Source organism: Nocardia sp. NPDC060249, from assembly GCF_042728755.1.
GTDB lineage: Bacteria > Actinomycetota > Actinomycetes > Mycobacteriales > Mycobacteriaceae > Nocardia.
In genome coordinates this window covers 250,572-262,885 of the sequence record NZ_JBHXAQ010000007.1, presented here as the reverse complement: position 1 = coordinate 262,885, position 12,314 = coordinate 250,572, and the positions used below count along the sequence as shown (strand labels likewise).

The 12,314-nt window shown below is 68.1% G+C and carries 14 protein-coding genes; 8 read left to right on the top strand and 6 right to left on the bottom strand.

The window, feature by feature from the left end; translation table 11 throughout:
* Position 1: 1 nt before the first annotated feature.
* From ACFWFP_RS24605 to ACFWFP_RS24595, 3 genes are all read right to left on the bottom strand, one after another.
* On the bottom strand, positions 2 to 1,246 hold the full coding sequence (locus ACFWFP_RS24605; protein ID WP_379298686.1) for a saccharopine dehydrogenase family protein: 1,245 nt from the start codon (positions 1,244 to 1,246) through the stop codon (positions 2 to 4).
* A 22-nt stretch (positions 1,247 to 1,268) separates the two neighbouring features.
* Entirely contained in the window at positions 1,269 to 2,699 is a 1,431-nt protein-coding gene (locus ACFWFP_RS24600) for an ABC1 kinase family protein (RefSeq protein WP_379298915.1), read from the bottom strand.
* Between the two features lie 126 nt (positions 2,700 to 2,825).
* Complete coding sequence (locus tag ACFWFP_RS24595) at positions 2,826 to 3,512, bottom strand: TetR/AcrR family transcriptional regulator (RefSeq protein ID WP_379298914.1); 687 nt, start codon at positions 3,510 to 3,512, stop codon at positions 2,826 to 2,828.
* Between the two features lie 262 nt (positions 3,513 to 3,774).
* On the opposite strand from ACFWFP_RS24595, the gene ACFWFP_RS24590 reads away from it, so the two are divergent.
* From ACFWFP_RS24590 to purU, 6 genes are all read left to right on the top strand, one after another.
* Complete coding sequence (locus ACFWFP_RS24590) at positions 3,775 to 5,106, top strand: DUF445 domain-containing protein (RefSeq protein WP_379298684.1); 1,332 nt, start codon at positions 3,775 to 3,777, stop codon at positions 5,104 to 5,106.
* A gap of 132 nt (positions 5,107 to 5,238) precedes the next feature.
* Complete coding sequence (locus ACFWFP_RS24585; protein WP_379298682.1) at positions 5,239 to 5,685, top strand: helix-turn-helix domain-containing protein; 447 nt, start codon at positions 5,239 to 5,241, stop codon at positions 5,683 to 5,685.
* Positions 5,685 to 6,347 (top strand): heparin-binding hemagglutinin, encoded by a 663-nt coding sequence (locus ACFWFP_RS24580; RefSeq protein WP_379298680.1) that lies wholly within the window; start codon positions 5,685 to 5,687, stop codon positions 6,345 to 6,347. The genes ACFWFP_RS24585 and ACFWFP_RS24580 overlap by 1 nt, the downstream gene beginning before the upstream one ends.
* A gap of 92 nt (positions 6,348 to 6,439) precedes the next feature.
* Positions 6,440 to 6,718, top strand: coding sequence for a DUF2516 family protein (locus tag ACFWFP_RS24575; protein WP_235569396.1), 279 nt, complete (start codon positions 6,440 to 6,442; stop codon positions 6,716 to 6,718).
* Positions 6,719 to 6,794: 76 nt separating this feature from the next.
* On the top strand, positions 6,795 to 7,847 hold the full coding sequence (locus ACFWFP_RS24570; protein ID WP_379298678.1) for an alpha/beta fold hydrolase: 1,053 nt from the start codon (positions 6,795 to 6,797) through the stop codon (positions 7,845 to 7,847).
* A 20-nt stretch (positions 7,848 to 7,867) separates the two neighbouring features.
* The gene (gene purU / locus ACFWFP_RS24565; RefSeq protein WP_379298676.1) at positions 7,868 to 8,758 is read left to right on the top strand and encodes a formyltetrahydrofolate deformylase; all 891 of its coding nucleotides are present in this window, start codon (positions 7,868 to 7,870) and stop codon (positions 8,756 to 8,758) included.
* A 1-nt stretch (position 8,759) separates the two neighbouring features.
* Here purU and ACFWFP_RS24560 read toward each other — a convergent pair whose 3' ends face one another.
* Positions 8,760 to 9,287 carry a GNAT family N-acetyltransferase gene (locus ACFWFP_RS24560; RefSeq protein ID WP_379298674.1) on the bottom strand — a complete coding sequence of 176 codons (528 nt, stop codon included), beginning with the start codon at positions 9,285 to 9,287 and terminating at the stop codon, positions 8,760 to 8,762.
* Between the two features lie 92 nt (positions 9,288 to 9,379).
* Between ACFWFP_RS24560 and deoC the strand changes: the two genes are divergently transcribed.
* Positions 9,380 to 10,045 carry a deoxyribose-phosphate aldolase gene (deoC, locus tag ACFWFP_RS24555; RefSeq protein WP_379298672.1) on the top strand — a complete coding sequence of 222 codons (666 nt, stop codon included), beginning with the start codon at positions 9,380 to 9,382 and terminating at the stop codon, positions 10,043 to 10,045.
* A gap of 34 nt (positions 10,046 to 10,079) precedes the next feature.
* On the opposite strand, the gene ACFWFP_RS24550 is transcribed toward deoC, so the two are convergent.
* Positions 10,080 to 10,814, bottom strand: a complete 735-nt coding sequence (locus tag ACFWFP_RS24550; protein ID WP_379298670.1) for a DUF2993 domain-containing protein — start codon at positions 10,812 to 10,814, stop codon at positions 10,080 to 10,082.
* Positions 10,815 to 10,920: 106 nt separating this feature from the next.
* On the opposite strand from ACFWFP_RS24550, the gene ACFWFP_RS24545 reads away from it, so the two are divergent.
* Positions 10,921 to 11,529, top strand: a complete 609-nt coding sequence (locus tag ACFWFP_RS24545) for a hypothetical protein (protein ID WP_379298668.1) — start codon at positions 10,921 to 10,923, stop codon at positions 11,527 to 11,529.
* On the opposite strand, the gene ACFWFP_RS24540 is transcribed toward ACFWFP_RS24545, so the two are convergent.
* A complete protein-coding gene (locus ACFWFP_RS24540) occupies positions 11,515 to 12,312 on the bottom strand; it encodes a class I SAM-dependent methyltransferase (protein WP_379298666.1) in 798 nt (265 codons plus the stop codon). The genes ACFWFP_RS24545 and ACFWFP_RS24540 overlap by 15 nt on opposite strands.
* Positions 12,313 to 12,314 lie beyond the last annotated feature (2 nt).

Sequence of the window (12,314 nt, the reverse complement as noted above, 5' to 3'; positions counted from 1 at the left end):
TTCACTGCCGCGCAACCTCGATGGTCATGCCCGCTTCGCGCAGCCGCGCGGTGAGCGCCTCGCCCATCGCCGAAGCGGGGGTGAGCACGCCCGCGCGCTCGGGCAGGGCGTCGAAGGCCAGGCTCAGGCCGCTCTGGCCGAGCAGGACCGCGGTGGCCTGGTAGCCGGGATCGCCGGTGCCGGAGAAGGTGGCTTGGTACTTCGCGCCGGAGCTGGTGCGCGCGAAGGTCTTCATCGTGAACCAGCCACTGCGGCGGGCTTTTTCGTCGGGTCCGGTGCCCGGCTTCGGCAGGATCCGGTCGAGCAGTTTGCGCCCGAGCGCAACCCTCGACAGGACCGCGCCCGAGGCCATGCCGGCCACGATGCCGCCCGCGATGCCCGCGGCGACCAGCGGCGCGGCGGCCGAGTTGCCCGCGTTCATCACCTCGCGGTAGCGGAACTGCTTGCCGTAGGGCCAGCCGAGCAGGCCGTTGGTGCGCCGCACGACCTTGGTGTTGTGCGAGGCCATCACGAACGTGGTGACCCAGCCGTCCAAGCCGGCGTCGATGCTGTCGGCGCGGGCCAGCGTCTGATCGGACTGGCGGCCGACGTCGGGTTCCATGCTGCGATCCGGGCTCAGCGAATACGGGTGGGCCAGGATCTTGCCGCGCGCGGAGTCGGCCGCGACGTCCTCCATCATGGCGCGCCCGGAATCGATGGTGCCACCGCTCATGCCGCCCTTGAGATAGGCGACCAGGGTGGTGTCCTCGAGCTCGCCGGTGTTGTCGGCGATCGTGGCGCGGTAGATCTCGTAGACGCTCAGATCCGACGGAATCGAGTCGTAGCCACACGAATTCACGATCTTGGCGCCCGATTCGACCGCGGTCTGCTCGTACTTCTCGATGGCGTCGTGGATGAACAGCGGCTCGCCGGTGAGGTCGGCATAATGCGTGCCCGCCGCGGCACACGCGCCGAGCAGTGGAATGCCGTAGCGCAGGTACGGGCCGACAGTGGTGACCACGACCTTGGTGCGCTCGGCCATCGCGGCCAGGGACGCGGGGTCGCTGGAATCGGCGACGACGAGTTCCCATGCCGCGGCAGCCGGGCCGAGCTCGTCGCGGGTGCCGGCGAGCTTGGCCGCCGAGCGGCCGGCCAGGGCGATCCTGGCGTCGGCCGGGGCCGCGGTGAGCAGGTACTCGGCGGTGAGTTTGCCGACGAAACCTGTTGCACCGAACAGGATCAGGTCGAACTCACGGTGCTGCGGCATGACGCGCCTTTCGAAAGTTGATTCAGGGCTTGCTGGCTGGTGCGCTCGCCTTGCGGGCGCGAGTCTTCTTCACCGGTTTCGGTGGATGAGTGGCGAGCCAATCACGATGGGCCAGGCCGAGTTCGGTGACCGGCGGATCGCCGTAGAGCCATTCCCTGGCGATCAGATGCCAGTTGTTGGTGCTGTCGAGCTGGCCGAGCATGCCGAAGGTGAGGAAGTCGGCGCGGCGCGAGAACAGGTGTTCGGGCGGCAGATTCTGCTGCTTCATGCCGGTGAACTCGCTGGCTCGCGGGTCGACGGCGAGCAGGAAGGCGCCGCTGGCCAGTTCCGGGGTGATGGTGAGTTCCTCGTCGACCAGACACCATTCCGACGCGGCGAGCACGTATTCGAGGCATTCCTCGGCGCCGATCTCCTCGGGCGAATCGATCACGCCGCGATCGATCATCAGCTGCCGCAGGTCTTCCGCGCGATCCTCGGCGGCCGCGCGCAGGCACTGGATTTCGAATCCGACCAGTTTGGCGTCCATCCGGTTGAACAGCCCGAAATCGAGGAAGGCGACCCGGCCGTCACGGGCGAGCAGCACATTGCCCGGATGCGGGTCGCCGCAGAACTCGTTGAAGCTGAACAGCGAGCCGACGTAGAAGCGGTAGATGATCTCGCCGACCCGATCACGCACGGCGGTGGGCATCTTCCGGATCTCGTCGAAGCCGTCGCCGTCGATGAACTCGCTGACCAGCACCCGGGTGGTCGACAGCTCCGGCACCGAGGAGGGCACCACGATGAACGGATGTTCGCGATACAGGTGCGCGATCTCGGCTTGGGTGGCGGCTTCGGCCTGGTAGTCGAGCTCGCTCTCCATGTTCAGTTTCAGCTCGTCGAGCACCGCCGGGGTGATCCACGGCATCGCCGAGGCCAGCACCCGGCGGAACATGGTGAGGTTCTTCAGATCCGCGCGCACGGCGGCGTCGACCCCGGGGTACTGGACCTTCACCGCGACGGCGCGACCGTCGTGCAGGGTGGCCCGGTACACCTGGCCGATCGAGGCGGCGGCGATCGGCTCCGGATCGAATTCGGCGAAGATCTCCGACACCGGGGCGCCGAAATCCTGTTCGATCACCGCGCGCATGGATTCGAACGACACCGTCGGCGCCGCGTCGCGCAGCACGGCCAGGCGCTGCTGGAACCGCTCGCGATGGTTCTCCGGCACCAGATCCAGGTCGAGCACCGACATCATCTGGCCCAGTTTCATGGCCACGCCCTTCATGGTGCCCAGCACCATGACCACCTGTTCGGTGGTGCGGATCATCGACTCCTCGGCCATCCGCGCGCGCACGGCCTCCGAGCGGCCGCGCATCGAGAGTCTGGTCTTCTTCGAGCGGATGACCGACCCCGCCGCGACCGCCCCCAGCTTCGTCCCGCGGGCAAGCCGGGAAGTCGGCACGTTCTTCGCCATCGAGATACCTCCGTTGGTGCCGACGCGCACGGCGGTGACGCAAGCCACAGCGTCCCGCCCGGGTTCAGCGTAGCCAACCGTGTGGCGTTGTCGAGCCCGGCTCCCTCGAACGCGGGAAAACCCAGTTCAGGGTGTCTGTTGCGGGATCTCAGGGAGCGGATGCGGCTGCGCGGTGAAGATCTCGGGGGAGCCGCCGGCGCGGGCGATGCCCTCGATCGCGCTCCACGCCATCATCGTGAGGTAGTCGATGACGTCCTGGCGCGGCATGGCCTTGTCGGTGGTGGTCCACCAGTGCGTGGCCAGCTGGATGCCGCCGACCAGCACATACGACCACAGCAGCGCGCCGTCGGTACGCATGCCCTTGGCGCCCGCCCGATCGATCAGCACCGTGGTGACCACCTCGGCGAAGAGGCGCTCGAACTCCGCGAGCGAGGACTTGTCGCCCGCGGCATTGCTCATGATGAACCGGTAGACCTCGGGGTCGTCGTCGACGGTGCCGACATATTCGGTCATCGCGGCGCGCACGAGTTGGTATTCGTCGGCGTCGAGGCTGATCGCGCCGTACACCCGGGGCAGCAGCGTGGTTTCGATGAACCGCTGCATGGTGGCGTGGACCAGGTCGTTCTTGTCCGCGAAGTAGCGGTACAGCACGGTCTTGGACACGCCGATCTCGGTGGCGATCTCGTCCATGCCGGCCTGGCTGCCCCGCGCGCGGATGGCGTTGAGGGTGCCGTCGACCAGCTCCTCGCGGCGGTCGATCTTGTGCTGGCGCCACCGACGTTTGCGGCCGTCGGCCTGGCCGCCGCCGCGCACAGTGGCTCGGCTCGACTGCTCGCCGATCTCGACAAGGTCTTCGGTGGACAGAACAGCCCCCTCGTGATCGATGTTGGCGTCTTTAGTCAACAGCTTAGGCGCGCCGGTGTGGGGTGGCGCTCCTTTGGGCCACGTTGCGGCATTTACCACACTCAGGTGCTTACGCGCGCGTACGACAAACCGGGCGGTTCGCCGTGTCGTGGGCGACGCCACGCGGGGTTGGCGGCGGCGCACTCGCCGCGCGCACAGCAGAATGGGGGCTATGGAGAAATCTCCCGGCAACACGGCGGTTCTCGCGCCGCGCACCGAGCCCGCCGCACAGCCCGCCGGCTTCGCGGTGATGACCGACGAGGCGGGCAAAAAACGTGACCTGTTCAAGATGAAGGCACTGGCCACCGGTTTCCTGGTGGTGGCCAGTGTGATCTACCTGCTGTGCCGCTGGCTCGAATCGCGCGGCGGCGGCGGCGAGTGGGTGGGCTATGTCCGCGCGGCCTCGGAGGCGGGCATGGTCGGCGCGCTGGCCGACTGGTTCGCGGTCACCGCGCTGTTCAAGCACCCGCTGGGTCTGCCGATCCCGCACACCGCGATCATCCGCAAGAAGAAGGACCAGCTCGGCGAGAGCCTCGGCGCCTTCGTCGGCACCAACTTCCTCGCCCCCGACGTGGTCTCGGCGCGCCTGGACTCGGCGCAGATCTCGCTGCGCGTCGGCCGGTGGATGGCCGACCCGGCGCACGCGGCCCGGGTGGCGCAGGAGAGCGCGACGATCCTGACCGCGGTGGTCAACACCCTGCGCGACGAGGACGTCGAGCAGATCATCGACAACACCATCGTCAAGCGGATCGCCGAACCGCTGTGGGGACCGCCGCTGGGCCGGGTGCTCTCGGAGATGATCGCCGACAACCGGCAGCGGCCGCTGATCGACCTGCTGGCCGAGCGCGCGCATCAGTGGGCGCTGGGCTCGCAGGACACGATCGACCGGATCGTGGTGCGCGATGCGCCACAGTGGGCGCCGAAATTCGTCAATACATTGCTGTCGGAGCGAATTTATCGGGAACTCGTCGAGTTCACCTGGAAAGTGCGCTCCGATCCCGATCATGAATTGCGCCGGGCCGCCGATCGCTTTCTCCAGGATTTCGCGGAGGACTTGCAACACGACGACGCGATGATCGCGAAGGCGGAGAAGGTGAAGGCCGAGATCATGGGCCGCGAGCAGATCACCGGAATGGCCGAGGCCACCTGGCGGGCGGCGAAGCGGTTGATCTTGGAATCGGCCGACGATCCCGATTCCACGCTGCGGCGCAAAGTGGCCGAGAATGTGCAGCAGCTCGGCGAGCGTCTGCGTGACGAGCCGGAGATGCGTGGCAAGGTGGACGGGTGGATCGATCGCGGTGCTCGCTATCTGGTCGGCAACTACTCCGCGGAGATCACGACCTTGGTGACCGATACGGTCGCGCGCTGGGACGCCGACGAGGCGAGCAGGAAGATCGAATTGCAGGTCGGCCGCGATCTGCAGTTCATCAGGATCAACGGCACGGTCGTCGGCTCGCTCGCCGGCCTCGCCATCTACACGATCTCGCAGCTGCTGTTCCACTGAGTTGCCCGTCTACCGGGGCGAATGCCTGGTCACCAGGCTGACTGACGGTTAGCCGACCGAGTGCTAACTGTAGTGCTTGCAATAGCTAGCACCCTGTTCTAGTATTGGCCTTACAACGCCAGAAGGTGAGCGATGACAGACCAACCCGAGAGTCGCGTAGCGCACGCGGCTCAAGATATCGGAGGTTTCATCAGGGCCCAGCGCGAAGGTGCGCAGGTGTCCTTGCGTCAGCTCGCCGCTCTGGCGGGGGTAAGTAATCCGTACCTGAGCCAAATCGAACGCGGATTGCGTAATCCCTCCGCCGAAGTACTCGCGCAGATCGCCAAGGCACTGCGGGTTTCCTCGGAGGTGTTGTATGTGCGGGCAGGATTTCTGGAACAGCGTCCGCACAGCCCGGTCCGTGACGCCCTGCTGGCCGACACTTCGGTGTCCGAGCGGCAGAAACAGGTGTTGCTGGAAATCTATGAGTCGTTTCGCCGGGAAAACGGGGAAGAAGCCGGCTCAGGGGGGAACGAACGAGACACTGACGTTTCGTTCACGACAACTGACACTCCGCCACACCAGGAGAATGAAGACTGATGACCGAGAAGACCGCCACTGTGACCAAGCCGCTGTTCGCCACCGTCGGCGCCGGTGACGCCATCTACGCCGCCGTGAACGACGTCGTCGCCGACGTCCGTGGCCGCGTTGTCGCCACCGATGCCAAGGCCCGCGTCGAAGAGGCCCGCGAGCGCATCGCGAACGTGCCCGCCGACGTGCAGGCCCAGTTCGACACCCTGCGTGACCGCCTCTCCGGCCTGCCGTCGGAGCTGCCAGAGGACCTCGCCGAGCTGCGCGAGAAGTTCACCCCCGAAGAGCTGCGCAAGCTGGCCGAGCAGTACTACCGCCAGGCGCTCGACATCTATGCCGATCTCGCCGTTCGCGGTGAGGAGACCGTCGACCGGCTGCGTGCCAACCAGGCCGTCGACGAGCAGATCGGCCGCGTCGAGACCCTCTACAAGGATGCCTCCGCTCGCGCCGAGGACGCCCTGACCAAGGTCAACGACCTGCTGGGCCGCACCAAGGCCGAGGCCGAGGCGGTGGCCGACAAGGTCGACGCCGTGGTCGAGGCCGAGGTCGTCGCCGTGACCACTGAGCCGGCTCCGGCCAAGGCCGCGGCTCCGGCCCCGAAGAAGGCTCCGGCCGCCAAGAAGGCCGCTCCGGCCAAGAAGGCCGCTGCGCCCGCGCCGAAGAAGGTCTGAGCCTTCGCGCATCACCGCTGACAGCGGCCCCGTACACCAGGTGTGTGCGGGGCCGCTGTTCGTATGATGGGGGTGTGAACATGGTGAATGGGATGACCTCGCTGATTCTGCTGATCCTGTGGATCGGCGCCTTCGGCGCGACGGTGTTCGCGCTCATTCACGCTGTGCGTCAGCGTTCGGATGCCTTCACCGCCGTCGACAAGATGACCAAGCCGATCTGGCTGGCCATTCTCGGCGGTGCGCTGGTGTTTCTGCTGATCGGCATCGGCGGGCTGGGGATGCTGTCGTTCATCGCGATCATCGCGACGGGGGTGTATCTGGCCGACGTGCGCCCGAAGGTCGACGAGGTGCAGCGCGGCCCGCGCTGGTAAAAGCTGCCCGCAGGGGCTCGCGGGTGAGTGGTACGCGGTGTTACTGTATCTAGCAGTAACACAAAGGAGTGTGCCGATGCGCGCAAAGTTGCCGACGGCTCTGGTGACCCTGGTCGACCGGGTGTCCACCGTGGTCGAGACCACCCTCGCGGCCCACCGGGCCGACCTGCGGACCCGGACGCACGGGATCGCGGCCTTCGATCCGCCGCGGATGCCGTACGACGTGATCCCCGTGGTCACCGCCGACGGCGCCCGTTTGCGGGTGCACGCCTACGGCCCGGTCGACGCGCCCGTCATCGTGTTCGCCCACGGCTGGACGTGTTCGCTCGAATACTGGAACGCCCAGATCAACGCCTTCGCCGGTGAGTACCGCGTGGTCGCCTACGACCAGCGCGGCCACGGCGAGAGCACCAACGGCTACGCCCGCCCGAGCACGAATCTGCTCGCCGACGACCTGTGCGACGTGCTCGACGCCGTGCTGCTGCCGGGTCAGCGCGCGGTACTGGCCGGGCACAGCATGGGCGGGATGACGCTCATCGCCTGGGCGGGCCGCTACCCCGAACGCGTCGCCGAACAGGCCGCCGCGGTGATCCTCACCAACACCGGCGCGCACTCGCTGGTCGAGGTGTCGACCATGGTTCCCGGTCTGAACATCCCGCTGCGGATTCTCGGCGGCCGTTCGATGCCGACGCCGGACTGGCTCGGCAAGCTCATCCTCGGCACCCCGGTCGTGTTCCCGCCGATCAAGCCGGTGCGCTGGATCTTCGCCCGTCAGGTGATGACCCTCGACACCTCGCGCGAGAAGCTGGACTACGCGCTGTCGGTGGTGCGCGGCTGCCCGATGATGACGCGCTCGCGCTACGGGTTCCTGCTCGCCGAGCTGCATCTCGGCGACGACGCGAAGAACTTCTCGGTCCCGACCACCGTGCTCGCGGGCGATCGCGACGACATGACCCCCGCGATCCACGCCGAGCGCCTGGCCGCTCTGCTGCAGGAAGCAGGCACGCTCGCCGGGTTCGAGGTGCTGCCGACCGGGCACCTCGGCAATGTCGAACGCTTCGACCTGTTCAATGCCGAAGTGGCCCGGGTGCTCGCCGCCGTCCATGAGCCCGTGCGCGCCCTGGCCTGACCGCCTGCGAGAATCGGCGGATGAGTTCTACCGCTGTGACCTCGGACGACCGTCGGTTCGTGCTGACCCTCGGGTGCCCGGACCGGCCGGGCGTCATCGCCAGGATCTCCTCGTTCATCGCCGGATTCGGCGGCTCGATCGTGGAGGCCGGGTACCACTCCGACGGTGACATCGGCTGGTTCTTCACCCGCCAGGCCGTGAAGGCCTCGACGGTCCCGTTCGCCATCGACGAGCTGCGGGCGCGCTTCGCCGAGGTGGCCGCCGAGTTCGGTCCCGAGACCGAATGGCAGCTCCACGATTCCGGTGCGCCGCGGCGCGCGGTGCTGCTGGTGAGCAAGGACGGCCACTGCCTGCACGACCTGCTCGGCCGCGCACAGGCCGGTGAGCTGCCCGCGACCATCGAGGCCGTGATCGGCAACCATCCCGACCTCGCGGGCATGACCGAGGCGCACGGGGTGAAGTTCCACTACGTGCCGTTCCCGAAGGACCCCGCCGAGCGCGGACCGGCTTTCGAGCAGGTGCGTGATCTCGTCGACTCCCACGATCCGCACGCGGTGGTGCTGGCCCGGTTCATGCAGGTGCTGCCCGCCGAGCTGTGCGCGCACTGGGCCGGGCGCGCGCTCAATATCCACCACAGCTTCCTGCCCTCGTTCGTCGGCGCGCGGCCCTATCACCAGGCGTACGCCCGTGGGGTGAAGCTGATCGGGGCGACCTGCCACTACGTCACCGCCGAGCTGGACGCGGGGCCCATCATCGAGCAGGACGTGATCCGGGTCGATCACGCCGACGATGCGCGCGACATGGTCAGGCAGGGGCGTGACATCGAGCGGGTCGTGCTCGCGCGTGGACTGCGCTGGCACCTCGAGGGCCGGGTGCTCGTGCACGGACGGCGCACGGTCGTCTTCGAGTGACCTACAGGTCGTAAAACGGTGCCGGATAACGGAATTCACCGGTCACGGCGGAATCATAGGCCGTGAGCGCGCGGACCTGGAAGTACGGCGCCCAGTCGGATTCGTCGGGCACGATGCCCAGGCGCGCGCCGGGGAGGAAGCCGAAACGGGCGTAGTAGTCGGGATCGCCGACCAGGCCGACGACCGATTCGTCGAGAGCGTCGGCGGCGCCGAGGGCTGCGTGGACCAATGCCGAGCCCACGCCGGACTTCTGGCGCTCCGGATCGACGCCGAGCGGACCGAGCGCGAGCACCGGGAACGGGCCGATTCCGGCTCTGGTGAGACAGATGTGTCCCACGACAATGTCGTATTCGAGGGCGACCAGCGACAGTGTGGGCATCCACGATTCGTCGGTGCGCAGCGTCTCGACGAGGGCGGGTTCGGGTGGTTCGGTGACGGCCGGATCGCCCGCGTACTGCGGGGCGAACGCGGCGCGGTGGATCGCGGCTATCGCCGCGGCGTCCGCTGGGGTCTCGCGACGGATCAGCACAGGTTCAAGTCTCCAGGATTTGGGTAGGGGAGCGCAATGATGTGCCGTGCCCGATGTGCCGGACTCGGCGGCGGGTGTGCGATGCTCGGGAAATGACTTCCGCGCCGCTGACCCGGGCCGCCGTGGCCGACCTGATCGACCACACCCTGCTCGCCCCGGAAGCCACACCCGCCGAGGTCGACGCGCTGATCGTCGAGGCGCGCAAGCTGGGGGTGTACGCGATCTGCCTGTCGCCCTCGATGCTGCCGGTGCGTGCGCCGGGGCTGGTGGTGGCCACGGTGGCGGGTTTCCCGTCCGGCAAACACCATTCGCTGGTGAAGGGCGCCGAGGCGCGGCTGGCCGTGGATCAGGGCGCCGCCGAGGTGGACATGGTGATCGACGTGGGCGCCGCCCTCGCCGGTGATTTCAATGCCGTGCTCGCCGACATCATCACCGTGCGCGAGGCGACCAGGGATCGGGCCGTGCTCAAGGTGATCATCGAATCGGCCGCGCTCACCGACGCGGCGATCATCGGCGCGTGCCGGGCGGCCGAGCAGGCGGGCGCCGATTTCGTGAAGACCTCCACCGGTTTTCATCCCGCGGGCGGCGCGAGCACGCACGCCGTACGGTTGATGGCCGAGACCGTCGGCGGGCGGCTCGGGGTGAAGGCCAGCGGCGGAATCCGCACCGCCGAGGACGCCGCCGCGATGATCGAGGCCGGTGCTACGCGGCTCGGGCTGTCGAAATCGGCTGCGGTGCTGGACGGTTTTCCCGACTAGACGAGGTTTCCCGAGCAGCCGCCGCCTCGCACGATCAGCAGGTGAACTCGGACTGCTGACCGGACGGGGCACTCTCGAGTGCGGTCTTGCCGCCCGAAAGGTGCACGTTCACACCGTCATCGGTGACCTTGACCTCCTGCGCGCGCAGGCCGAGTGGATAGCTCTGCAAGCTCTGGGTGAAGGTCTCGACGATGTCCTGCACGAGGTCGGTGGGCAGGCCGATGCCGAGGATCTGCGCCGACTTCGTCTCCACGACGATGTTGCCGTCGCGGACCAGCGGCTGCACCTCCAGCTGAGCGAGGCCGCCGAGCACATCCAGGGTCAGCACCCCGGTGCTCGCGGAGGAGTGCACGCCGCTGACCATGGTGCCGAGGGTCTCGCGGATGCCGTCGTTGTTCCAGGTCACGTCGGCGGTCGAGCTGTCGATGGTGCCGCCGCCGCGGCCGCGATCGACGAGTTCGATGTCGTTGAATTTCGCGTGCACGACCATCCCGACAGCGGGGCCGAACTTGTTGTCCTCGCTGTCGACGGTGATCGTGCCGACCTTGCCGTCCGCATACGACAGCAGGATCGGGCGCAGGCCGAAGCCCACGTCGATGCTCGAGCCCATCTGTTGCTCGAACGCGCCGCTGATGCAGCTCGAGATCTTGTGCCGGGCATAGGCTTCGGTGCCGGCGATGGCCGCGACGAGCAGAGCTGCGACCACGGCCAACGCGATCACCAGAGAGCGCCGACCGATCCTGGGGCGTGGGGAGTTTTGTGTGGTCATGGCATCGGATTCTTCCCGATCTTTCTGTGTCTGCTCTGAGGACGTGGTGAAAGCCTTCACAGCAAAATGTGACCTGGCGCACGCAACCGGGCGTAATCTGGGTCTCATGACTGGCGAGGGCGCGCGCCGGGTGGCGGGGACAGCGGATCATCGGTGGCGGGTGCTGCGGCGCCTCGCCGGGCGGCACGCGGGCTTCTTCACGACACGTCAGGTGTTGCGTACCGGCTGCGAATCGCAGGTCAGAGCGGCCCTGGGGGACGGGTCGGTGACCAGGGCCGGGGTCGGGATGATGCGGCTGGGCCAGTGGCGGGTGGGGCCGCTCGACGAGTACGCGATGTGGGCGGCCTGGTTCGACGGCGCGGCGGCGGTGTCGTATCAGAGTGCGGCGGAATTACACGGGATCGGCAGGCTGCAGCCGCGGTTTCTGCACCTGTCGGTGTCGGCGGGTCGTCCGCCCGTGACCCCGCGATTGGTGCTCACCCGGCGCAAACTCTGCGCGGCGGATGTCGAATCGGCGGGGCCGTTTCTGGTGACGACGCCGGTCCGGACGGTGCTGGACCTGGCCGAGACCGAGATCTCGCAGTCGGCGCTGGACGAGGTGGTGGCCGACGCGGTGGCGATTCACCGGTGCGATTCCGACGAGATCTGGTGGGGTGGGCAGCGATTGGCGCCCCGCGCGTCGACGCGCGTGCGGCGGGCGTTAAGCCGGGTCTGACGGGGCGACGACATCCCAGGGCACCGACAGTACGCAGTCGCGCATGCGCCGGTTATAGGCCTGTAGCGGGAATCCGTTGGCGCGCAACATTTCCGCCGCTGCACGCCAGCGGATGCGGGGGCCATAGGGCGCCATGGCCGCCGAACGCTCCCAGGCCTGGTCGGCGGCGGTGAGCAGCGTGTGGACGCGTTCGCCGGGAATGTTGCGGTGGATCAACGCTTTCGGGAGACGCTCGGCGATGTCGGAGGGCCGGTCCACCGTGAACGGATCCCAGGCCAGCGTCAGGGAGCGGGGGCGGTGGCGGTCGAGCAGCACCCAGGCGCAGCGGCGGCCGAGTTCGTCGCAGGTACCGTCGACGAGCAGGCCGTCGGGAGCCAGATTGGACTGGATGCGGGACCACGCGTCGGGGACGGCGTCCTCGGGGTATTGGCGCAGGACGTTGAACGCCCGGACCAGGGTCGGTCGCAGGCCCGCCAGTTCGAAGCCGCCACGGGCGAAACGAACGCCGTCGCGGGGCTCCACGACGCGGGCCGGGTCGATTTCGAGGCCGACCACCTCGAGATCGGGGCGGACGGTGCGCAGGCGCGCGGCCAGTTCGAAGGTGGTCCACGGTGCGGCGCCGTAGCCGAGGTCCACAACCAAGGGGGTGGCCGATTCACGCAGGGTCGCGCTGACCAGTTCGTCGTTGACGAGCCAGCGATCACTGCGGCGCAGGCGGTTGACGCCGGTGGTGCCGCGGGTGATGGTGCCGACCGGAGGGAGGGCCTTGCGGCTGGGGGCCACGG